Here is a 23,732-nt window from a genome sequence, read left to right on the forward strand (position 1 = left end):
GGCCTTTTTTTGACTCGGTCGACGCTCCCCGCGCATCGGGGACGGACAGGAGCGGGTCGGCGCGTGCATACTTCACCCGACCCGCTTCGGATTTCTATTCCCCAGCAAGCTCGGCACGGGTCGACCGGTGCTTGCAGAAGTGGCAGGCAGTCATGGAGCCACCAGGAAGCGTGCTGCGCGAGTTGGAGCGGGCACGCGAAACGCTGTACACCGGACGTCTCGCCGACGCCCGGCTGATTCTCGACGCCCTGAACGACAGCGTCGAGAGTGAAGAAGAACGCTTGCTGCTGCGCATCGGCCGCCTCCAGCTTGAGTTGCGCGCCAACCCGAAGATGGCCGACGCAGCCACACTGACCGAGGCCATGCAGGCGTTGGACCAGGCCGCCGCGTATCCGGCCCAGCCGCAGATGGAAGCGTTGGCGCTGTCCAATCTCTCCATCGTGCAGTTGCGCCTGCGGCTGTATCACGCCTCACTCTCACGCCTGGAGCGGGCGCACCTGCTGGCCGAGAAGGCGGGCGATAGCACGCTCTCGGGCCGCTTGCTGGCCAACCGCTGCTACGTGCTGCTGCAGGCCGAGATGTATGCGGAACTGGTGGCCCTGGCCGAACAACTGCTGGTGGCACCCGAACGCTTCGAGCCCCGCAGCCTGCACCATGTCTACAACAATGCCGCCGTGGCCTGCACCAGCCAGGTCGAATTGAGCTCGGAATGGTCGGAGTCCCAGGCGCTCTCGGCCTCGCCGCTTTGGCAGAAAGGCATGCGCTGGCATGCACAGGCGCTGGCCATGGCCAAGCGCGAAAACCTGGCCTTCGAGCAACTGCTGTCTTCCATCAATGTGATGCTCAGCGCCGCGCTGGCGGGTGCAACCGACATGGCCCGCCGCCATCTGGCTGAACTGCGCAAGCCCGAGGCCGCGCCGCTGATGGCACTCCTGGACGGCGCCGAGGAAGGCTGTCAGCTGGTCGAGCTGCTGCTGGCCTGGCAGGAAGGCAGGGCTGCTGATGCCTGGGCCGCGCTGCTGAAGTTCGAGCGCGAACTCAACCCGCAGGGCGAGAACATGCGCATGGTGCGCGAGCATGCGCTGCGCGCCATTGCGCGCCTGGGGCTGGCGGCAGGCCAGCCGGAGAAGGCCGTGTGGGCCAGCCAGCAATTGCTGGTCCAGCAGCGCCATCATATGCAGGCACTTTCCGCGAGCCTCGGTCAAACCATTGACGACGCCTTGCGGCTGCAGAAGGTGCTGGTCGACAACGAAGGCCTCAGCCGCCAGGGCAACGAGCTGGAGCGCTCGCTCGCGCAGCGCAATACTGAGCTGAACCTGGCGCTTTCACGCGTGCAGGCCGAAGCCACGATCCGCCGCGCGGCCGAGGCCGCCTTGCAGCAGGCCAACGAGGAACTGGAGCTGCGGGTGCAGCAGCGCACGCAAGACCTGGAACAAGCCCTGCGCCAGCTGCTGCAGCAGGAGAAGCAGCTGGCCCTGGGTCGCGTGGTGGTGGGCATGGCGCATGAGCTCAACACACCTCTTGGCAATGCGCGCATGGGTGCTTCGGTGATACGGGAGCGCAGCGAGGAATTGCTGCAGGCACTCGAGCATGGCCGCTTGCAAAAGCAGGTCTTGAACGACACCGCACGCACGCTCAACGAATGCGCGGCGCTCATGGATCGCTCGCTCGATTCAGCCGGTTCGCTGGTGCAGCGACTCAAGGCCCTCTCCAGCGGCAGCGTGGCCGAGCCACCAAGTCGATTCGATGTCGTCGGGCTGGTGCGCAGCATGCTCAATGCGCGCAGCGCGGCCTTGGCCGCCCGCTCGGTCGACACCCGGATTGAGGGACCTGAGCAACTGCTGCTGGACGGCTATCCCCATGCCTTGCAGGACGTGCTCGGTGAGCTGATCGACAACGCGCTGCATCACGGCCTGGACGGCCAGCGCGGGCGCATCCAGTTCAGCATCGATCTCGAGAACAGCCTGTGCAGCCTGCGCCTGCAGGACACCGGCCGCGGCATTCCTGCCGAAGACCTGCCGCATGTGTTCGACCCCTTCTTCAGCGGCCAGCTCGGCCGTGGTGGCGCTGGGCTGGGCCTGAGCGTGGCTCGCACCTTGGTGGAAGAGCTGATGCGCGGCCGCATTGAAGTGCGCTCGCTGGGGCGCGGCGGCACCTGCGTCGAGCTGCGGCTGCCGCTGCGCAGCTGACAGTGCCGGCCGAGTCAGCGGCACGGACCCTAGGGTTGCCCCCGCTGACAGCAAGGCCGCAGCCACTAAGCTCACGCGCGCAGCAAGACTGCCCCCCCCGGGCCTGCTTCGTAAGGCCCGCTCAACCCAGCCCAATACCAAGATGACCCACGCCAACCAAGTTGCCCCCGCAGGCGCGTCCTGGCTCAGCCGGGCGCTCAACGCCATCGAGCGCGTCGGCAACAAACTGCCCGACCCGGCCATTCTGTTCGCCCTGCTGATGGTCACGGTCTGGATCGCTTCCTGGCTGATGTCCAGCATGCAGTTCAGTGACATCGACCCTCGCAGCCAGCAGCCGATCGCCATCAAGAACATGCTTTCCGGCGCTTCAATGGCAGCCTTTGCCTCGGGGCTGGTCACGACCTTCACCGGCTTTCCGCCACTCGGCGTGGTGCTGGTGGCCATGCTGGGGCTGGGTGTAGCCGAGCACACAGGTTTCATCAATGCCGGGTTGCGCGCCATCCTGGCCGTCACCGCCCGTTCGCTGCTGACACCGGTGCTGATCGCCGTCGGCATCCTCAGCCATATTGCCGTAGATGCCGGCTATGTTTTGGTGATACCGCTGGGCGCCGTGATGTTCTATGCCGCCGGACGGCATCCGTTGGCGGGGATCTCGGCCGCCTTCGCCGGCGTGTCGGGCGGCTTCTCGGCCACCTTCTTTATTCCGTCCAGCCTCGACCCGCTGCTCTCCGGCCTGACGCAGGCCGCAGCCCGGCTCTCCGCTGACGCCGGCGCGGCTGCCATCGTGGTCAACCCGCTGAACAACTTCTACTTCACCTCGGCCTCGGCCATCCTGATCGTGCTGATCGGCTGGGCCATCACCGACCTGCTGATTGAACCGCGCCTGAACAAGGGCACAGCGGTTGATGGCGACCCGGCCGAGTTGCCCAAGATGGAGCCGCTGAGCGCCGCCGAGAAACGCGGACTGCTGTTCGCCGTGCTGTCGATTGCAGTCACCGCCGGCCTCTTCCTGCTGAGTTTGCTGCCGAGCGACTCGGCCTGGCGTGCGCCGGACGGCGGCCTGGCCGCGGCTGCCGCGCCACTGATGAAGTCCATCGTCGCGCTGATCTTCGTGTTCTTCCTGATCCCCGGCATCGTCTATGGCTACGCCGCGGGCAGCATCAAGAGCCACGGCGACGTGGTCAAGGGCATGAGCAAGGCCATGAGCGGCATGGGCTATTACATCGTCATGGCCTTCTTCTGCGCCCAATTCATCTACGCCTTCGGCCAGTCCAACCTCGGCGCGCTGATCGCGATCAAGGGCGCTGCCTGGCTCAAGGCCATGGCCTTCCCGACCGGCGTCACGCTGATCGGCATGATCCTGCTCACCAGCATGGTCAACCTGCTGATCGGTTCGGCCTCGGCGAAATGGGCCCTGATCGGCGCCATCATGGTGCCGATGCTGATGCAGCTGGGCCTTTCGCCCGATTTCACGCAGGCCGCCTACCGCGTGGGCGACAGCTCGACCAACATCATCACGCCGCTGATGCCCTACTTCCCGCTGATCGTCGTGTTCTGCCAGAAGTACGTGAAGGGTGCCGGCATCGGCACGCTGATTGCGCTGATGCTGCCCTACTCCCTGGCACTGCTGGTCGGCTGGAGCGCCTTCCTGCTCGGTTTCTGGGCGCTGGACATCCCGCTGGGCATCGGTGCGAGCTACGTCTATCCGAAACTCTGAAGCCAGCTACCATGGCCGGGCCATGAAGCCCCGCCACCACCTCATCCTGATGGCCAGCCTCGCGCTGGCCTTTTCCATGTCTGTGCGGCCTGCGCTGGCCGCCGAATTGAAGCTGCGCATCCTGCAAACCACGGATGTGCACATGAACCTGCTGGACTACGACTACTACCAGGACCGCCCCAGCAGCGAGTTCGGCCTGGCCCGCACGGCCACCTTGATCAGCCAGGCACGTGCCGAGGCGAAGAACAGCCTGTTGTTCGACAACGGCGACCTGCTGCAAGGCAACCCGCTCGGAGACCAAGTGGCCAAGGTGCAGCCGCTGGCCGAAGGCAAGGTGCATCCGGCCTACAAGCTCTTGAACCTGCTGGCCGTGGACGCCGCCAATATCGGCAACCACGACTTCAACTACGGCCTGCCTTTCCTGCGTCGGGCCATCAGCGGCGCCCGCTTTCCCTATGTGAACGCGAATGTGATGCTGGCCAGCAAGCCCACGCAGCATGCCTTCACGCCCTATGTGCTGCTGGAGCGCGAGTTCATCGACGAGGCGGGCGCGAAGCAAAGGCTCAAGATCGGCGTGATCGGCTTCGTGCCGCCGCAGATCATGATGTGGGACCGCCAGCACCTGGAGGGCCAGGTGATCGCCGCTGACATCATCGAGACTGCGCGCCGCCTGCTGCCCGAGATGCGGGCCAAGGGCGCGGACGTGGTTATCGCCATCGCCCACAGCGGCATCGAGGAGCACGAGGGCGGCCGGCTGTCCGAGAACGTGGCCGCGCAGCTGGCCCGGGTCGGAGGCATCGACGCCTTGCTCTTGGGACATGCCCATGCCGAGTTCCCCGGGCCTGCCTTTGCCGGGTTCCCAGGTGTCGAGCTGGCTCGCGGCCTGCTGTTCGGCACGCCGGCCGTGATGCCGGGCCGTTGGGGCGACCACCTGGGCCTGATCGACCTGAGCCTGGACAAGGTCAACGGCCGCTGGAAGGTGCTGAACAGCCAGGCCAGCCTGCGCGCCATCCAGGATGCCCGCACGCGCAAACCGCTCGTCGAGGCCGACCCGCGCTTTGCCCAGACCATCGCCGCCGAGCATGCCGCCACGCTGGCCCATGTGCGCAGCGAGGTGACCCGAAGCGAAGCGCCGGTGTTCAGCTACTTTGCACAGGTGACGGACGACCCGTCGGTGCAAGTGGTAGCCAATGCGCAACTGGCCTACGGCAAGCGCGTGGTCCAGGGCACGGCCTGGGAGAAGCTGCCGGTGCTTTCGGCCGCAGCGCCTTTCAAGGCCGGCGGCCGCCAGGGGCCGGCCAACTACACCGATATTCCGGCCGGCGCCATGGCGATCAAGAACGTGGCCGACCTCTATGTCTATCCGAACACCATCAAGCTGATGAAGCTCAGCGGCGCCGAAGTACGCGAATGGCTTGAGATGGCAGTCAGCCAGTTGCTGCGCATCGACCCGCATGGGCCGGCCGAGCAGGACCTGGTCGACCCGAATGCCCGCTCCTACAACTTCGACACGCTGGATGGCCTGAGCTACGAGATCGACCTGACCCAAGCCGCCCGCTACAACACGGATGGCAAGCTCGTGGCGCCGCAGTCCACCCGCATCCGCGAGCTCCGCCATGCCGGCAAGCCATTGGACGACAAGGCCGAGTTCCTGGTCGTGACCAGCAGCTACCGTGCGGCCGGCGGCGGCAATTTTCCTGGCGTCAATTCGAGCAGGATCGTCATCGACAGCCCGGACGAAACCCGCGAGGCCGTGGCGGCCTACCTGGCGGCCCGGCCCAGCTTCAACCCGAGTGCCGATGGCAACTGGCGCATCCAGCCGGTGCCTGGCATCAAGCTGCGTTTTGTCTCCGGTGCAGGCGGCATCAAGTACCTGGACCGCGTGCCCAAGGTCCGCCTGCTGCGGGACCGCGGCGACGGCTGGGCGGACTATGAATTGAAGCCCTGAGCAAGGGCAGCAAATGCAAACGGCGCCTGATGCAGGCGCCGTTTTCGCTTGGATCAGCCCTTGATCAAGCGTGGATATCGAGCATGGCGCCTTCGGCTCGCACCTGGGTCTGCAGGACCCGCAGATTGGCCACGAAGGCATAGGTGGCCGACTTCTGCTCGACCAGTTCGGTCGCTTCGGCAACACCGGGGTTCTCAGCCGTGCGGCTGGTGGCGCCGACGCCGCCGCCAGCCAGACTGGTCAGTTCCACGGTCTCGCGCTTGAAGTTCTCGGTGGAGAGATTGGCCACATTGTGGGCCGACGCGCGCAGCCGCTCATTGGCGGCAGAAATGCCGGACAAGGCGGTTGAAAGGCTGATCATGCGGTGCGCTCCGGGCTACGCCGGGCCCTAAAAGCAGGCTCGGACACCCCGACTATCGGCGAAAGCCGGCCAAACTTGAAGAAAAGAATGGTGAAAAGGGCCTTTTTCTCGGATCAGGCCCGCCGCAGTTCACGAAAACCGGCTCCAGCGGTGCTCCCGGTGGACCTCAGCCAGCCAGTTCCTCATAGCCACCGGCCGAGACAAACACGCGCACCGTGTCGCCACCGGCCGCCTTGGCTTCGGTGCAGGCCAGGGCACAGGCGCCCAGCACGGCGTCCACCGTTTCGAGCGTGGGCTGCAGCTGCACGACGCCGACGCAGGCCTTGACCCGGGTGCGATGCAGGCCCCAGCGCAGGCGGAAGCCCGCCACGGCCGAGCGGATCTTCTCGGCCACGATCTGGGCGTAATGCTGGTCGCAGTCGGGCAGCAGCACGGCGAAATGATCATCGTCCAGGCGAGCTACCAGGTCGGAGGCCCGCACCTTGGTGATCAGCATCTGGCCCAGGCCGTACAGGAAATGGTCGGCCACCTCGCTGCCCATCGAAGCCGTGACCTCGCTGAACTTGTCCACGTCCACCCACAGCACCGACACCGGCTCGTGACGGCGGCTGCCCACGTGCTCGGCCAGGCGGCGCTCGAACTCGCGGCGGTTGGCGAGCTCGGTCAGCGCATCGTGCTTGGCAGTCCAGGTCGGCTGCATGCGCAGCTGGCGCGCGGCGGTTATGTCTTCGATGATCCAGACCGCTTCGCCACCCGGTTGGTCCCAGTGCAGGGGCGTGGCCTGCAGGCGGCCCCAGAAGCGGCTGCCATCGCGCCGGACGTACTCGAATTCTTCATCCAGCGGCCGACCGGCCACAAAGGCCGCCGTGGACTTCTCATGCATGCCGGCGTGGGAGCCATCCGACACATGGATCGAGCGGGTCGCCTGGCCGGCCAGGTCGGTCTCGTCGCCATGACCGAACAGGTGGTTGAACTGCTCGCTGACAAGCTCGAAGCGCTGGTTCAGGACGAAACCCACCGCCACCGGCGAGCGCACCATCAGGGCGCGCATGCGAGCCGCGACCACCTCATGGCCGGATTCGGCGTTCTCGGGCGTTGTTTGCATTGATGTCTCCTGGAACTGGCGTGCGAAATGCGGTGGTCGCGCAATGGTGAATGAAGCAACTATTGCAGGTGTACCGCGTTTGCCGCCTGACGGAAACCCCAATCGCGCCGCGCGAGCAACGCCCATTTGCATTTTCACCGGGGAATACGCCATGTCGGCGCCCCTCGATTGCCTGAACAATGCCGCGGGGTTCACCGGCCATCGCCGGCCACCGCCCCAGAGGGAGCAAAGCAATGGAATTCAAGCAACGCCATGCCCTGGCCTGGCTGGGCCTGATCATCGGTAGCGCCGCGCTGGCGCAAAACAGCAGCAGCGACCGGGTCGAAGGCCTGCGCGACAACACGCCGCGCTGGCACGCCTTGACAGAAGCCAGGCTCGTGCTGGCACCGGGCAAGGTGATCGAACGCGGCACCGTCATCGTGAAGGATGGCCAGATCGTCGCCGCCGGTGCCGACGTGGCCATTCCCGTTGGCGCGCGCGTCTGGAAACTGCCGGGGCGCAGCATCTATGCCGGCTTCATCGACATGGCAAGCCTGGCCGGCGTGCCCGCCTCCTTGCGCCCGCAGCGAGGCCCGGCGGCAGCCGCGGGCACCGCACTGGCTGGCCGCAGCGCCGCGAGCCGCAATGCGCAGGTCCATCCCGAGCAATCGGTGGCCGCAGTGCTTGAGCTCAAGGCCGACGAGCTGAAGGCCTCGCGCGAACTGGGCTTCACGGCGCTGCTTTCGTCGCCTGCACATGGCATCTTCCGCGGGCAAAGCGCCCTGCTCTCTGCCGGCGAAGGCACGGACGCCAAGAATCTCTTGATCGCCAGCGACGTCGCCCAGCATCTCTCGCATGAGTTCGAACGCGGCCGCAGCGGCGGCTATCCGAACTCCTTGATGGGCGCCATCGCGCTCTCGCGGCAGACCTGGTGGGACGCGCGTTGGTACGGTCAAAACGCTGCTGGCGGTGAACGCCGCGAGCACAACAGCTCGCTGGCGGCGCTGCAGCCCGCGGTGCAAGGCAAGCAGCCCGTGGTCTACCAGGCCGACGATGAACAAGACTTCCTGCGCATTGCCAAGGTGCGCGACGAGTTCAAGCTCAAGGTCATCCTGCAGGGCAATGGCTATGAGTACCGCCGCGCCGCCCAACTGAAGAGCCTCGGCATGCCCGTGATCGTGCCGCTGGCCTATCCGGCCGCGCCCGAGGTCGAGAACCCGGACCTGGCGGCCGATGTCTCCCTGCAGCAGCTGCAGCACTGGGAACTGGCGCCGAGCAATCTTTCGGTGCTGGCTGGCGCTGGCGTCGAATTCGCCGTCAGTCCGCGCGGCCTGACGGATGCCAAGCGCGACTTCTGGCCGCGGCTGCGCCAGGCCGTCAAGCGCGGCTTGAGCGCCGATGCTGCCTTGGCCGGCCTCACAACAGTGCCTGCAAGGTTGATCGGCCAGCAACAGCGTCTGGGCCAGATTGCCCCGGGCCAGATCGCCAACCTGGTGGTCGCCAGCGGCGACCTGTTCGGCAGCGAATCGGCCGAGATCGAGCTGGCCTTTGTCGATGGCCGCGCCATGCCTACCGAAGCCTGGCAGCGCAAGGATGTGCGCGGCCAATGGAAGCTCACCGGCGTTGACAAGCCCTTGCTGATTGCCGGCACGGCCGCACGCCCACAGGTGAAGCTCGACGGCAAGACCTGCGAAGGCCATTGGCGTGGCGATCAACTCCATCTGCGCTGGCCTTGTGCCGCAGGTGAATCGGCCAGTTGGCTGACGCTGCGCCTGCAGGGCGAGCGCTTGGTTGGCGACACGCTGACGGCCGAGCGCGAGAAGCCGCATGCAGAAGCGCCGGCGAAGGTCGAACCCAAGGTCGAGCTGGCTTCGCTGCAGCGCTATCCAGCAGGTGCCTACGGCGTCACGCCACCGGAGTCGAAGCTGCTGCTCATCAAGGGCGCCACGATCTGGACCAGCGGCCCGGCCGGCAAGCTTGAAAACGCGGACATGCTGGTACGTGACGGCAAGATCGTGCAGATCGGCCAGATCAACAGCCTCTCCGGCGGCCCGGCAACACCCCAGGGCGTCACGATCCAGGTCATCATGGCCCAGGGCATGCACCTGACGCCGGGCATCATCGACGCGCACTCGCACACGGCCATAGCCCGCGGCGTCAACGAAGGCACGAGCTCGATCACCGCTGAAGTGCGCGTGGCCGACGTGATCGATGCCACCGACATCAACATCTATCGCGAGCTGGCCGGCGGCCTCACCGCAGCCAACCTCCTGCATGGCTCTGCCAACACCATTGGCGGCCAGAACCAGGTGATCAAGCTGCGCTGGGGGCTGGACGCGGAAGGCCTGAAGTTCAAGGAGGCGGCACCAGGCATCAAGTTCGCACTGGGCGAGAACGTCAAGCAATCGAACTGGGGCGACGGCAACAACACCCGCTACCCGCAGACGCGCATGGGCGTGGAGCAGCTGCTGCGCGACGCCTTCCAGGCCGCTCGCGAATACGAAGGCCGCTGGGCCGAATTCAAGCGCAACCCCAAGGGCAGCGAGCCGCCGCGCCGCGACCTGCAGCTCGACACGCTGGTCGAACTCCTGCATCGCAAACGCGAGATCCACATCCACTCCTACCGGGCGGATGAGATCCTGATGTTCACCAAGATCGCCAAGGAGTTCGGCCTCAAGGTGGCCACCTTCCAGCACGTGCTCGAAGGTTACAAGGTCGCGAAGGAAATCGCCGAGATCGGTGCCGGCAGCTCGACGTTCTCCGACTGGTGGGCCTACAAGATGGAGGTCGTGGACGCGATTCCGTTCAACGGCGCCATGATGCAGAAGGTCGGTGTCAATACCAGCTTCAACTCGGACAGCAACGAGCTGGCCCGGCGCCTCAACACCGAGGCGGCCAAGGCCGTGCGCTACGGTGGCTTGAGTGAAACCGAGGCCCTGAAGTTCGTCACCATCAACCCGGCCAGGCAGCTGGGCGTGGGCGATCGCACCGGCTCGCTCGAAGTGGGCAAGGACGCCGACTTCGTGCTCTGGAACGGCAACCCGCTGGCCACCACCAGCCGCGCCGAAGAGACCTGGATCGAGGGCCGCCGCTACTTCAGCCGCAGCGAAGACGCCAGGCTGCGCGCTCAGCACCGCGCCGAGCGCGAGCGCCTGCTGTCCAAGGCCATCACGGCGCGCCTCGGCATGGGCGGCAACGCAGCCACGGCCCGGCCTGGCGCCACGCCGGGCAGTGAGTCGCCCACGCGGCTGGCGCTGGATGAAGCCCGCCTGCAGCAATGGCTGCATGAGCAAGCCCGCTATGCCGAGAGCTACGGCAACGGCGAATGGCACGAATGCACCGAGGAGATCCACCAATGATCAAGACCACGACTCGAATGGTCGGCGCCGTCGCCCTGCTGCTGGCCAGCCTCGCCGACGTCACGCAAGCCAATCCCAATGTGCCGCCGCCGGCACAGGCCAAACCTCTGCTGATCAGCAATGCCACGCTGCACACGGTCAGCGGGCCGGTGCTCAGCAATGGCCGCATGCTGGTCGAAGGCGGGCGCATCAAGGCGATTGGCGGTGCGGAGCTCGCCGCACCGGCCGGCGCCCAGGTCATCGACCTGAAAGGCCGCCATGTCTACCCCGGCATGGTTTCAGCCAATACGGTGATGGGTCTTGTGGAAGTGAGCGCGGTGCGCGCCACGGTGGACACAGCAGAAACCGGTTCGATCAATCCGAATGCCCGCGCGCTGGTCGCCATCAATGCCGACAGCGACATCATCCCGGTCACCCGTGCAAGCGGCGTCCTGACCGTGCTTTCGGTGCCGCAACCGCGCGCCGGCACGGGCCTGCTGGCGGGCACGTCCGCTCTGGTCCAGCTCGATGGCTGGAACTGGGAAGACATGGCGATCCGCCCCGAGGTGGGCCTGCATGTGAGCATGCCAACGATGCGCACGGCCGCCAGCGTCTTCGCCACCTCTGAAGCGCCGCGCGACGAGCTGCGCCGCACCGTGACGGCCAAGTTGAGGTTGCTGGACGAAGTGTTCGAGTCGGCCGCCGCCTATGCCAAGGCCAAGGCTGCCGACGCGAAGACCCCGCTCGACACCCGCTGGGAAGCGATGCTGCCCGTGGTGCGCGGAGAGCGGCCGGTATTCATCGACGCCAACGACCGCTGGCAGATCCGCCAGGCGCTGGAGTTCGCTGATCGCTTCAAGCTGAAGATCGTGATCGTCGGCGGCGCCGATGCGGCCGTGTTCGCCAATGAACTCAAGGCCCGCGACATCCCCGTGGTGATCGGCTCGCTGAACCGCCTGCCCCTGCGCCGCGACGACGATGTGGACGCAATCTTCCGCTTGCCGGCCGAGCTGGCCCGTGCGGGCGTGCGCTTCTGCATCGCGCGCGAAGACCGCGACCCGTCGAACGAGCGCAACCTCGGCTTCGAGGCCGGCCAGGCCGTGGCTTTCGGCCTGCCCGCCGATGAGGCGCTGAAGGCGATCACGCTCTACCCCGCGCGCATCCTCGGTGCCGAGAACCTGCTCGGCTCGCTTGAGGTCGGCAAGCTGGCCAGCTTCTTCGTCAGCGACGGTGACCCGCTGGACATTCGCAGCAACGTCGAGCGCATCTTCATCCAGGGCCGCGAGATCGAGCTGAAGGACAAGCAGACGGGCCTGCGCGACAAGTACCTGCAGCGCTACCTGCGCTGAACTGGTGATGAGCAGGCGCTGAAGTTGCTCTAGCTTTCCACGCGAACAAAGGTCGCGAAGCGCGGCAGCCCGCTGTTGGTCAGGCCGCGAAATCGGTAGCGCACCAGGCTGCCAACCGGCGGCGGCGCTCGGCGGTCCCCTTCGCTGAGCCCGCTGCCAATGCTGAACTCCCGACCCTCGGGGCTGCGCACCCGCAGTGCCCCGAGCATGCCGCTCAGCCGGCCCTGGCCGGGCTCGTGGGCGATGACGGTGGCTTCGCTGTCGTCAATCGGCTTGAGCTTGAGCAGAAGCTCGCTGCGGCCGCTTGCGTAGGCCGCGTCAGCCCGATGCAGCATCAAGCCCTCGCCGCCTGCTGCCACGACCTCTCGCAGCCGCTTGTGCAGGGCCGCAGGTGTTTCGATGCGCGCCTGCTCCACGGCTTGCAGCCCCGCCCACGCCACAGTTTCGGAAATGCTCGTCAGCGCCGCCACGCGCTGCTCGAAGCCCCCCGGCGCGTCCGGCAGCTCGAACAGCATGTAGCGCACCGAGCGCCATTCGGCATCCAGCGGCACATTGCGGCGCACGGCAGCTGAGAGGGCCTCGAAACGCCCACGCGCCATCCACAACTCACCGTCCAGCGGCCGTGAGGGCAAGCGCGCGGTGAACCAGTCTGGCGCCGCAATCTCGATGCCGCTGCGAAACAGCAGGCGGCGGCCAGTCCAGAAGGCGCGCACGCCGTCGAGCTTTTCGCTGACCAGATAGCCCTGCGGGTCCAGCCTGGCCGGCGCGTTCTGAGCGAGCAGCAGCGCTGGCGCCTGCGCCGCCGAGGAATCGCCCGCCAGCCATGCCTGGGCGAGCGCGCACAGCAGCACACGCCGGGAAAGCTTTGTCATGTCTGTCTCCTCCTCGCCCTCTGGATCGGGGCGTGGCGAGATTCTGATCATCTGGCCTCGCAGCCGCGTCCCGAACTTGATGGAGAGGGCTTGGCGTCCGGCGATCCGCAGCCAGCCAGAGGTCAGCCTGGTGGAGCGATCTGCTCGGCCCAGTCGTAGAGCGCGCCGAGGATGGCCTGGCCACGCTCGTCCGCGTTTTCGCTCAGGGCGTCGACCTGCTCGAAGAAGGCCGACAGCGTGGTTGCCCCGCCCTCGCCGCCATGCAGGCGGGCCGCGCAATGCTCGGTCCAGCGCTGCTGCTCGCTGCTGCTCAAGGTGGCCGGGAAGTTGCGAGCTCGCCAGCGGAACACCAGTTCCTCCAGCCGATCATCCTGGAACGAGAGCTTGCCTTGCGAGGCCCGGTCAGCCACTTGCTCCGGGCTCATGCCCAGCAAGCGCTGCAGGGCACGCCGATCGTCTGGCGAGACGAAGCCGCCATAGAGGTCTTCATCGACATCGATCGGCGCCGCACCATCCGGGCGCTTGAAGACTTCGCCCCACAAGCCATCCAGCACGCGGCCCTTCTCTGCCAGCAGCTGCGCATGGGCCAGGCCACGTGCCTGGTCAAAGCCCCAGCGCTCGGCCATGGCTGGCGAGAGTGTCTTCAGGTTGCCGATGACGATGGGCGACTTGTTGACATGGATGCTCTTGATCGGCAGCCGCGTCACGCCCTCGGGCAGATCGGCCTGCTTGACGAACATGCGCTCGCGGATGGCGGTGGCGTTCAGCGTCAGGAGCTCGCTCGGGTCTTCGCTGCAGTCCCAGACGATCAGCTCGTTCTTGTTGGTCGGGTGCGGCGCCAGCGGCCAGACCAGCGCGATGCAGCCACGCTCGGGCCCGTACATGCCGGAGATGTGCAGAAAGGGCTTGCCCACGCCGATCTCTGCCCAGACGGCTTCCTTCTTGCGCAGCTTCACGCAGAAATCCCAGAGCTTGGGCTGCGCCGACCTGATGAGGCGCGCCAGCGCAATGGTGGCCCGCACGTCGGACAGCGCATCGTGCGCCGCCTCATGCGCCAGGCCGTTCGCCACAGTGAGGTGCTCCAGCTTGAACGAGGGGCGGCCATCCTCATGCTTGGGCCACGCCATGCCTTCGGGCCGCAAGGCGTAGGCGCAACGCACCACGTCCAGCAGGTCCCAGCGGCCACAGCCGTTCTGCCACTCGCGTGCGTAGGGGTCGCGCAGGTTGCGCCAGAACAGGAAGCGCGTGACCTCGTCGTCGAAGCGGATGGTGTTGTAGCCCAGGCCCACGGTGCCAGGCCTGGCCAGCTGGTCTTCGATGGCCGCCGCGAACTCATGCTCGGGCAAGCCCTGCTCGGCGCAGAGCTGCGGCAGGATGCCGGTCAGGAGGCAGGACTCGGGGTCGGGCAGGTTGTCGGTGGGCGGCTGGCAATAGAGCATCAGCGGCTCGCCGATCTCGTTCAGCTCCTCGTCGGTGCGGATGCCGGCAAACTGCGCCGGCCGGTCGCGGCGCGGCACCCGGCCAAAGGTTTCGTAGTCGTGCCAGTAGAAGCTGATTTCTTGCATGGGCGGCACGATAGCAGCATGCGAGCCAGGCCAGTCCTCAGGCGTGAGGACGGGCCGGCTCAGACACCCAGGGTCTGCCTCAGGAATTTCTCAAGCGCCGCGTGCAGCTCGAGGCGATAGCCCTGGTGGCTCAGGTAGTGATCGCCATGTTGCTGCCGGATCAGCTGGTGCGGCTTCCCTGCCGCCTTCAGCGCTTCGGCCATCTTCTCGGAGTGCCGGTAGTGGACGACCCGGTCGTGCGTGCCATGCACCAGCACCACCGGCACCTTGATGCGTGCCGCATGCAGGCAGGGTGAGTTGGCCCTGAGCAGGTCCTTGTCGTCGCGGAAGTCGCCGACCCAGGCGCGCGTCTCCTCACGCCAGCCCCATTGGCCATCGTCCTCGGCCATCTCGAGCAAGTCGGTAACCGGCGCGATGGCGAAGCCGCCACGATAGAGATCAGGCGTCTTGATCAAGCCCATCAGGGCCGCATAGCCGCCGTAACTGCCACCGACGATGACCACCCGCGCCGGATCAGCCAGGCCGCGCTTGACCAGTTCGGCAACGCCGTCCTCCAGGTCCTCCTGCATGGCGCGCCCCCATTGCCGATAGCCGGCTTCCAGGTACTTGCGGCCATAGCCCGTGGAACCGCGGAAATTGAGCTGCATCACCAGGCAGCCGCGATCGGCCATGAAGGCTGCCCGGGGGCTGAACTCCGGCCCGTCGGCGGCATGCGGGCCACCATGCGGGTAGACCACCAGCGGCAGCTTGCCACTCTTCTCATCTGTGCCAGGCGGAAAGGTCAGGAAGCCGTGCAGCTCCATCCCGTCTCGTGCCTTCATGTCGAAGGGGCGCTTGCTGGCCAGCGGCTGATCCAGCAGCTCCGGGTAGCAGTCGGCCAGCAACTCCATGCGTGCCTGCTCGCCGATGTAGCCGATGTAGAAGCACGGCGGACGACCCGGCTCGTCAGAGCGGACGACGAAAGTCCGGCCGTCGCGCGAGGCGCTGTACAACTGATTGAAGCGGTCAGGCAGCGCCTCGTCCAGCGCCAGCTGGAGCTCCTTGTAGCGTTCATCCCAGTAGAAGGAGGAGGAATCACCCAGCGCCTGCTGCCGCACGCCGACAGCCTCTCCCTTCAGGTCGTAGATCAGGCTGCCATTGAGGTCATAGCGCGGATGGGCCAGTTTCAGTTGCAACTTGGCATCCGGCTGGCGCAGGTCCAGCGTGAACACGGCCGCCAGGCCCTCATGCCGGGCCCACACATAGAGCAGGTTGGGGTCCAGTCCGAAACCCAAGGGCCACCACACGTCGGGCGAGAGCCAGCGCATCTGGCTGAGCACGCGCCAATTGCTCCCATCGGGGTCGCAGACATGAATCACGCGCTCGCGCGCGCCATGGGTCGTGCGCGCCAAGCCCAGGCGCACGCGATGGCTGTCATCGGTCATCCAGCCGTAAATGCGCTCACGCGAGTTGGAATTGCTGTAGCCGGTGCGTTCCGCCGTGTCGACATTGACCTTGAACACCGCGGGCCAGCCATTCAGTTCACTGGCCGGCAGCGTGATCAGGATGTGCTTACCATCGCCGCGCATCCAGTCGATCACATTGTCCTGCTCGTAGGCCCATTCGAGGTTCTTGCCGGAAGCCCCCCAGTTCTTGATCAGGTTGAGCAGGTTGCTGCCATCGGCGTTGATGGCATGCAGGCGGGTCTCCGTGGCTTCGACGTTGCCGATCAGGTTGTCCTTTTCCCTTCGGCCCGAAGGATGGCGAGTGCTGAAGACCAGTCGCTCGTTGTTGACCCACTTGATCCAGTTGAACATCAACTCCAGGTTGTCTGTTCTGGCCAGGGTCTTGAAGGCACCGCCGGCGGTCGGACGAACCACGATCAGGCTGTCCTTGCCGCTGTTGACAATGGCGGCCAGCAGCTTGCCGTCGGGTGACAGGCTGAGCTGCTCCAGCAGTGGCCGGCGCGCAAAGGCCTCCATTGGCACGTGGGCGGACTTCGCGGCCTGGGCCTGGGCGCTCAGCAAGGGCAATATGCCCGACGCGGCCAGCCCGATGCCGGCACGCAAGCAATCTCTGCGTTCCATCACTCCACCCTGAATCTTGTTTTTGACGAGCGGCATTCTCACTGCGCCAAGGGCCGGCACAGCGCCGGGTTATCCATGACCTCCGGCACCGGCCGGGCGGCTTGCCGATGCACGACTTCCATGACTGCAGAGATCGCTTGGGCCCTCTGGCCATAATGCGCACTCGCCCACAGGCCTGACCCGCAACCGATGAACGCAGACTCGCGCAAGTTCCCCTGGCCCGACTACCTCAGCTCGCGCGGCTTCTCGCCCAGGCGCGTGGCCTTGATCGTTGCAGGCCTGATCGGTGGCCTCATGCTCTTGCTCACCATCACGGCGGTGCTGGTCTACCCCACCCTGCCCTCGCTGGACAAGCTGACCGACTACCACCCCAAGCAGCCGCTGCGGGTCTACACCAGCGATGGCCAGCTGATGGCCGAGTTCGGTGCCGAGCGGCGCCGCTACACGCCGCTGGACCAGATCCCCAAGCGCACCAAGGAAGCGCTGCTGGCGGTGGAAGACACCGAGTTCTATCACCACGACGGCATCTCCTTCAGCGGCATCGCGCGGGCTGTGGTGGCCAATCTGGCCAACCCCTTCGCCGAGAAGAAGAAGGGAGGCGGCTCGACCATCACGCAGCAGCTGGCACGCGACATGTACCTGACCAAGCGCCAGCCCTACTGGCGCAAGTTCGTGGAGATCCTGCTGGCGCTGAAGATCGAGAGCCAGCTCAGCAAGGACCAGATCCTCGAGATCTACATGAACCACATCTACCTCGGCCAGCGCGCCTACGGCTTTGCGGCCGCGTCCGAGGCCTATTTCGGCAAGCCGCTGGCTGAACTCTCGATTGCCGAGACCGCGATGCTGGTGGGCCTGCCGCAGAACCCCTACTACGCCAACCCGATCAGCAATCTGCAGCGCGCCAAGCGCCGCCAGCTGGTGGTGCTGGAGCGCATGGCCGATACCGGCATGATCAGCCCGGATGATCATGAAGCAGCCAAGAAGGAGAAGCTGCACATCCGCACGCCGCAAGACCAGCGCCTGCACGCCGAGTACGCGGCCGAGATGGCGCGCCAGGTCGTGTTTGCCCAGTACGGCGAGGAGAGCTACACCCGCGGCATCAACGTCTACACCAGCCTGGTTGGCGAGCAGCAGCAAGCCGCCTACAAGGCGCTGCGCAAGACCTTGATGGACTACGAGCGCCGCAAGGGCTATCGCGGCCCGGAAGGCCAGGTCGAGCTGCCGGATGACGCCGGCGAGGAAGACACCGCCGTCAGCCATGCGCTCTCCGAGCATCCCGACAACGATGACCTCCGTGCCGCCGTGGTCACGGCAGTCGCGCCTGGCAAACTCAGGGCCAGCCTGCAAAGTGGCGACGACATCACGATCACTGGCGAGGGCCTGCGCCTCGTGCAGCATGCGATGTCTGAAAAGGCCAGGGCCAGCCTGCGCGTCAGCCGCGGCTCCATCATCCGCGTGATGCGCGGTGCGCCGACCCGGGCCGAGCCGCAAGGCGCCTGGTTGGTGGTGCAGTCGCCCGAGGCGGAAGGCGCTTTCGTGGCGCTGGAGCCGGGCACAGGCAAGGTCCATGCGCTGGTGGGCGGCTTCGATTTCTCGCGCAACAAGTTCAATCACGCCACCCAGGCCTGGCGCCAGCCGGGCTCCAGCTTCAAGCCGCTGGTCTACTCCGCGGCGCTGGAGGCCGGGCTGACGCAGGAGACGGTCGTCAACGACGAGCCCATCGTCATCGGCGACTGGGAGCCCAAGAACTACGAGAGCCAGTACGACGGCCCTCTGTCCGTGCGCCAGGCGCTGGCCCGCTCGAAGAACATGGTCACCGTGCGTGTGATGCAGATGCTGGGCGCGAGCCCGGTGCGCGACTGGGCCGGCCGATTCGGGCTGGACGTGGACAAGCAGCCCGACAACCTGACGCTAGGCCTGGGCTCGGGCTCGGTCACGCCGATGCAGATGGCGCAGGCCTATTCGGTGCTGGCCAATGGCGGCTTCCGCGTGGCGCCGGTGATCATCGAGCGCATCACCGATGCCAAGGGGCAGGTCTTGTTCGAAGCTGCCCCCACGGCGCCGACTGAAGAGCAGCGCGCCATCTCCGAGCGCAACGCCTTCGTCATCGCCGACCTGCTCCAGGAAGTGACGCGCAGCGGCACCGCGGCCCGGGCCCAAGCTGCGCTGCATCGCCCCGATCTCTATGGCAAGACCGGCACCACGAATGATGCGGTGGATGCCTGGTTCGTCGGTTTCCAGCCCAGCCTGGTGGCGGCCGTCTGGATCGGCCATGACAACCCCAAGCCCATGGGCGACCGGGAGTCAGGCGGCGGCCTCGCCCTGCCTGCCTGGATCGACTTCATGGCGGTGGCCTTGCGTGGCGTGCCGGTGGGCGAAATCAGGCCGCCTGAAGAGGGCCTGCTGCGCCAGGGCAGTGGCTGGGTGTTCGAGGAGTATGCAGGCGAAGCCGGGCTGCAGCGCCTGGGCTTCCCGTCGGAAACCGCCCCGCCGCCAGCTGCGGCGGCATCCGGGCCCGGCTAGAGCTTTTTCGCGATCACGCTGCCGATCGAGTAGCCAGCGCCGAAGGAGCAGATCACGCCCACGTCGCCCGGCTGCATGTCGGCGCGATGGCGGTGGAAAGCGATGATCGAGCCCGCCGAGGCGGTGTTGGCGAATTCGTCGAGGATCAGCGGCGCCACGTCAGAGCCTGCCTGAACTGTCGATTCAGCGCCCACCAGCTTCTTGATCACCAGCTGGTTCATGCCCAGGTTCGCCTGGTGCAGCCAGTAGCGGCGCACAGCTGTGGGCTCCTTGCCCAGCGCGGCCAGATGCGCCTCGATGTGGGCGGCGGCCATGGGCACCACTTCCTTGAACACCTTGCGGCCTTCCTGGCGGAAGGTCTTGTCGCGGCCGTTCGGGTCGCTGTCTTCCATCCGGTTCATAAAACCGAAGTTGTTGCGGATATTGTTCGAGAACTGCGTGACCAGCTTGGTACCCAGCACTTCCCACTGGTCCTTCGAGGTGGCCGTATCGGCTCGCTCGACGATCACGGCGGTGCACACGTCACCGAAGATGAAGTGGCAGTCGCGGTCCTTCCACTCGAGGTGGGCGGAGGTGATTTCGGGGTTGACCACCAGCACACACTTGGCCGAACCGCTCTTCACGGCATTGACAGCCTGCTCGATGGCAAAGGTGGCCGAGGAGCAGGCGACGTTCATGTCGAAGCCATAGCCGCCTGCGCCAATGGCCTGCTGGATTTCGATGGCCATGGCCGGATAGGCGCGCTGCATATTGGCACTGGAGCAGAGCACGGCATCGATGTCGGCGCCGGTCTTGCCGGCCTGGGCCATCGCGTCCTTGGCCGCCACGACGGCGATCTCGGCCATCAGCGAGATCTCGTCGTCCGGACGTTCCTGGAAACGCGGGTACATGCGGGTCGGGTCGAGCACGCCGCCCTTTTCGATCACATAGCGCTGCTTGATGCCCGAGGCCTTCTCGATGAACTCGACGCTGGAGTGCGTCAGCGCAGGATGGGTGCCGGCGGCAATGGCAGCCGCGTTCTCGGCGTTCTGCAGGTCCACATAGGCGTTGAAGGCAGCCACCAACTCCTCGTTGGTGATGGTGTGCGGCGGCACATAGATGCCGGTGCCGCTGATGACGACTGCGTTGTTGCTCATGTTTTCCTTCTAGGAAGCTGCCGATTCTGGGCGTGATTTTACCGATTGGTGCGTGTATGCCCGAAAGCGGGGCGCAGATGCGTAGAATCGGGCACCGGGCCCAAATTTAGGACCCGGTTTTCTTATGGCCACCCTGCCCCGCCGCAGGGCCTCGGCAAGGCAACCGGTTTCCTGGTCAAGCGCTCGCAGCCCCGGGCCTGCACTGCACAACGCAGCCCGAATGCGAACTTGGAAATCTCATGGAAATCTTCGATTACGACAACATCCTCCTGCTGCCGCGCAAATGTCGGGTGGACAGCCGCGCCGAATGCGACACCTCGGTGGAGCTCGGCCAGCATCGCTTCAAGCTGCCGGTGGTGCCGGCGAACATGAAGACGGTGGTCGATGAGCACATCACCGAATGGCTGGCCGCCAACGGCTACTTCTACGTGATGCACCGCTTCGACCTCGATAACGTGGCCTATGCGGCTTCGATGCGCGACAAGGGCCTGATCGTGTCGCTCAGCTCGGGCGTCAAGCCGGCCGACTACGAGGTGATCGACCGCCTGGCGGCCGAAGGCGTGGGCGCCGACTACATCACGATCGACATCGCCCACGGCCATGCTGACAGCGTGCAGCGCATGATTGCCCACATCAAGCAGAAGCTGCCCGAAACCTTCGTGATCGCCGGCAATGTGGGCACGCCCGAAGGCGTGATCGACCTCGAAAACTGGGGCGCCGATGCCACCAAGGTTGGCATCGGCCCGGGCAAGGTCTGCATCACGCGCTTGAAGACGGGCTTTGGCACTGGCGGCTGGCAGCTCTCGGCCCTGAAGTGGTGTGCCCGCGTGGCCACCAAGCCCATCATTGCCGACGGTGGCATCCGCCACCATGGCGACATCGCCAAGAGCGTGCGCTTCGGCGCCTCGATGGTGATGATCGGCTCGCTGTTCGCTGGCCATGAGGAGTCTCCCGGCCAGACGGTCGAGGTCGACGGCAAGCGCTACAAGGAGTACTACGGCTCCGCGTCCGACTTCAACAAGGGCGAGTACAAGCACGTCGAGGGCAAGCGCATCCTTGAGCCGGTCAAGGGCAAGTTCACCGACACCGTGCGCGAGATGCAGGAAGACCTGCAGAGCTCGATCTCTTATGCGGGCGGACGTTCACTGAGCGATCTGAAGAAGGTGAACTACGTGATCCTGGGTGGAGAGAACGCAGGCGAACACCTCTTCATGTGATCGCCGCGAAGCGGGTCAAGGCGCTGCCTTGGCCGGCTTCGGATAGTGCTTCATCACGTCGATGGGCGCCGCATACGAGGACGTCCAGGTCTGCTCATGGAGCGCTGCCACGCGAGCGGCCATGGCCTTGTCGCGCAGCACGATCTCCAGGTTGCGCGACTTGTCGAAGTAGCCGCCGCTCCAGTTGCTGGTGCCGACCCAGGCCAGCTCGCCGTCGATCACCATGGTCTTGGTGTGGATCACGCGCGCAAACGGAATGAAGCCCGTGGAGGCCTGCGGCAGCGTGACGATGCGGATCTCGATGCCGGGCAGCATGGCCAGGCTCTTCAGGTGGTCGATGGGCGGCTCCTCGGTGTTCCAGTTCGACACCATCAGCTTGACCTTGACGCCCCGAGCCACGGCCGAGCGCACCGCGTTGTCGATCACCGCATAGAACGGCCTGCGGCCCGGCGCGTAGCTCAGCGGCGCATAGTCCATCACCTGCACCCGCACCTCGCTCTTGGCCTCGGCGAGCAGACGCGGCAACACCTCTTCCGAATCGCCAACGCCCGGCGGATTCCAGGCTCGCGGGCTGGAAAGCAGAAAGGCCTTCTGCGTGATGTCGAAGGCTTCGGCCGGCTGAGGCAGCACCGGCACAGTCTTGCCGGCGGCCAACAGGGCCTGCGCCTGCCAGTCCTGTTCGAAGATGGCCTGGATCTTGGCGACCATCACGGGTTCGCTGATGCGCAGACCGGTCTCATGAATGTGCTTCAAGGCGCGCCAGTCGAAGTTCTGGCTGCCGACGAAGGCCTGCATGCCGTCCACGATGAAGTACTTGGCGTGAATGATGCCGTTGCCGCTGAGCTTGTTGTAGTCGAGCAGGCGAAAGTCGATGCCCGGGATCTTCTTCAGCCGCTCCAGCGTGGCCGGCACCGACAGGCGCTGGCCTTTGTCTTCCATCAGGAAGCGGATCTTCACGCCTCGGGCCGCGGCCGCTTCCAGGCGATCGATCACACCCTCCAGCACTTCGCCGGGCTCGCCCGCGACGTAGAACTGGGCAACGACGATTTCCTTCTTCGCAGCGTCGAACATCTCGCGCCAGACCTGCACCGGTTCGCGCAGATCGGGCGTGGCCAGCGCGGTTTCGACCGGCACGGTGTGGACCAGCTCGAAACCGGGAATGCCGAAATCGGCACGGGATTGGCTTGCGCCAAGGACGGCAAGGACGAGAGCAAGAAAGCGCAGGGTCGGACGCATGGAGCAACAGCCTTCAACAAACAAGTTCAAGGCTGCAATGTAGCGCTCAGGCCAAGCTCACCGCCACCTCGAGGCCAGGATGTGCGTTGCGCAGCTCCAGCCGTGTGCCGTGGGCTGCCGCCACCAGCTTGCACAGGCTCAGGCCCAGGCCGACACCGCCCTCGTTGCGGCTGCGTGCCGCGTCGGGTCGAAAGAAGGGTTCGCCCAACTGGCCCAGGGCCTCGGGCGGCACGCCGGGGCCGTGGTCACGCACCACGAGCCGCACGCCCTGCCCTGCGCGGCTCAGGGCCACACTGACCGGCCCGCGCCCCGCATCGTTGTGTCTCAGCGCGTTGGCGACCAGGTTGCGCAGCAGCAGCTGGACACGCATGGCGTCCACCGCCAGCAGCGGCAGCCCCGGCTCGATCTGCAGCGCCACCTCAGCGTCCACGCTTTCTCGCACCAAGGCAGCGAGATCGCATTTACGAAGCTGCAAGGCACTGTGGCCGCTGCCCAGTCGCTCACTTTCCAGCAAGGCCGAGATCAAATCGCGCATCTCGCCCAGCTCATGCAAGAGCGCCTCTTTGGATTCACTCTCGTCGATCAGTTCCGCATGCAGGCGCGCCCGGGTCAGGGGGCTGCGCAGCTCGTGGCTCATCGCCAGCAGCAAGGCCCGCTTCCCGTCCAGCATGGCCTGGATGTCTGACGCCATCTGGTTGAAACGATGCGCCAGATCACCGAGTTCATCGCGATGAAAGTAGCGGATGCGGTGCTCCAGGTCGCCACGGCCAAAGGCCTCGACCCCCGCCGCCAGCGCCCGCAAGGGCCTCAGCATGCGGCGGATCGCACCGAAGGCCAAGCCAATCACCAGGAACAGCAGGAAGCCGGCCACGACCATGCCATAGCGGCCCTCCTGAACGCCCCAGAGGATCAGCCCACCCAGCGCGGCCAGCACGATGAAGACGGCAATCAGTCGTGCGCCAATGGAATGCTTGAAATGCGCATGGTGCCGGTGCCAGCGGTCATGCCAACGCTGACGCGCACGCAGCCGCCACATCAATGGGCGCTTGCGGCTCAATTGAATGCGTCGCTTGAGCCGGAGCTTCATCCGGTGCTTGGTCCGGTGCTTCACCTCGCGGCGGCAGGCAGCCG

At 65.9% G+C, this 23,732-nt stretch carries 15 protein-coding genes; 7 read left to right on the forward strand and 8 right to left on the reverse strand.

The annotated features are described in order from the left end of the window. Nucleotides 1-152 precede the first annotated feature (152 nt). The 3 genes from V3596_RS07090 to V3596_RS07100 all read left to right on the forward strand — a co-directional run bounded on the left by V3596_RS07090 (nt 153) and on the right by V3596_RS07100 (nt 5,854). Complete coding sequence (locus V3596_RS07090; RefSeq protein ID WP_334276978.1) at nt 153-2,189, forward strand: HAMP domain-containing sensor histidine kinase; 2,037 nt, start codon at nt 153-155, stop codon at nt 2,187-2,189. Between the two features lie 142 nt (nt 2,190-2,331). Continuing rightward, nucleotides 2,332-3,906, forward strand: coding sequence for an AbgT family transporter (locus tag V3596_RS07095; protein ID WP_334276979.1), 1,575 nt, complete (start codon nt 2,332-2,334; stop codon nt 3,904-3,906). A 22-nt stretch (nt 3,907-3,928) separates the two neighbouring features. Then, nucleotides 3,929-5,854 (forward strand): bifunctional 2',3'-cyclic-nucleotide 2'-phosphodiesterase/3'-nucleotidase, encoded by a 1,926-nt coding sequence (locus tag V3596_RS07100; RefSeq protein ID WP_334276980.1) that lies wholly within the window; start codon nt 3,929-3,931, stop codon nt 5,852-5,854. Nucleotides 5,855-5,918: 64 nt separating this feature from the next. Here V3596_RS07100 and V3596_RS07105 read toward each other — a convergent pair whose 3' ends face one another. Beyond that, nucleotides 5,919-6,215 (reverse strand): flagellar basal body rod protein, encoded by a 297-nt coding sequence (locus tag V3596_RS07105; RefSeq protein WP_334276981.1) that lies wholly within the window; start codon nt 6,213-6,215, stop codon nt 5,919-5,921. Between the two features lie 166 nt (nt 6,216-6,381). After that, on the reverse strand, nt 6,382-7,320 hold the full coding sequence (locus V3596_RS07110) for a GGDEF domain-containing protein (protein ID WP_334276982.1): 939 nt from the start codon (nt 7,318-7,320) through the stop codon (nt 6,382-6,384). A gap of 233 nt (nt 7,321-7,553) precedes the next feature. On the opposite strand from V3596_RS07110, the gene V3596_RS07115 reads away from it, so the two are divergent. Next, nucleotides 7,554-10,658, forward strand: a complete 3,105-nt coding sequence (locus tag V3596_RS07115; RefSeq protein WP_334276983.1) for an amidohydrolase family protein — start codon at nt 7,554-7,556, stop codon at nt 10,656-10,658. Further along, nucleotides 10,655-11,986 carry an amidohydrolase family protein gene (locus tag V3596_RS07120; protein ID WP_334276984.1) on the forward strand — a complete coding sequence of 444 codons (1,332 nt, stop codon included), beginning with the start codon at nt 10,655-10,657 and terminating at the stop codon, nt 11,984-11,986. Before V3596_RS07115 ends, V3596_RS07120 begins: the two co-directional genes overlap by 4 nt. A gap of 29 nt (nt 11,987-12,015) precedes the next feature. Here V3596_RS07120 and V3596_RS07125 read toward each other — a convergent pair whose 3' ends face one another. The 3 genes from V3596_RS07125 to V3596_RS07135 form a co-directional block, all read right to left on the reverse strand. Then, entirely contained in the window at nt 12,016-12,858 is an 843-nt protein-coding gene (locus V3596_RS07125; protein WP_334276985.1) for a DNA ligase, read from the reverse strand. A gap of 122 nt (nt 12,859-12,980) precedes the next feature. Then, a complete protein-coding gene (gene sbcB / locus V3596_RS07130; RefSeq protein WP_334276986.1) occupies nt 12,981-14,423 on the reverse strand; it encodes an exodeoxyribonuclease I in 1,443 nt (480 codons plus the stop codon). Nucleotides 14,424-14,482: 59 nt separating this feature from the next. Next, complete coding sequence (locus V3596_RS07135; RefSeq protein WP_334276987.1) at nt 14,483-16,489, reverse strand: S9 family peptidase; 2,007 nt, start codon at nt 16,487-16,489, stop codon at nt 14,483-14,485. Nucleotides 16,490-16,678: 189 nt separating this feature from the next. Between V3596_RS07135 and V3596_RS07140 the strand changes: the two genes are divergently transcribed. Continuing rightward, nucleotides 16,679-19,012 (forward strand): penicillin-binding protein 1A, encoded by a 2,334-nt coding sequence (locus tag V3596_RS07140; protein ID WP_334276988.1) that lies wholly within the window; start codon nt 16,679-16,681, stop codon nt 19,010-19,012. Here V3596_RS07140 and V3596_RS07145 read toward each other — a convergent pair. Continuing rightward, complete coding sequence (locus V3596_RS07145; protein ID WP_334276989.1) at nt 19,009-20,148, reverse strand: beta-ketoacyl-ACP synthase III; 1,140 nt, start codon at nt 20,146-20,148, stop codon at nt 19,009-19,011. The two genes, V3596_RS07140 and V3596_RS07145, sit on opposite strands and share 4 nt — an antisense overlap. Before the next feature lie 239 nt (nt 20,149-20,387). On the opposite strand from V3596_RS07145, the gene V3596_RS07150 reads away from it, so the two are divergent. Beyond that, a complete protein-coding gene (locus V3596_RS07150) occupies nt 20,388-21,365 on the forward strand; it encodes a GMP reductase (protein WP_334276990.1) in 978 nt (325 codons plus the stop codon). Between the two features lie 15 nt (nt 21,366-21,380). Here the strand turns inward: V3596_RS07150 and V3596_RS07155 are convergent, their stop codons facing one another. Together V3596_RS07155 and V3596_RS07160 are read right to left on the reverse strand one after the other, a co-directional pair. Next, the gene (locus tag V3596_RS07155; RefSeq protein ID WP_334276991.1) at nt 21,381-22,601 is read right to left on the reverse strand and encodes a phospholipase D-like domain-containing protein; all 1,221 of its coding nucleotides are present in this window, start codon (nt 22,599-22,601) and stop codon (nt 21,381-21,383) included. A gap of 46 nt (nt 22,602-22,647) precedes the next feature. Further along, a complete protein-coding gene (locus V3596_RS07160) occupies nt 22,648-23,688 on the reverse strand; it encodes a sensor histidine kinase (RefSeq protein WP_334276992.1) in 1,041 nt (346 codons plus the stop codon). Between the last annotated feature and the right edge of the window lie 44 nt (nt 23,689-23,732).

Origin of the sequence: Roseateles microcysteis, assembly GCF_036880965.1 — a bacterium.
Lineage (GTDB): Bacteria > Pseudomonadota > Gammaproteobacteria > Burkholderiales > Burkholderiaceae_C > JAUASW01.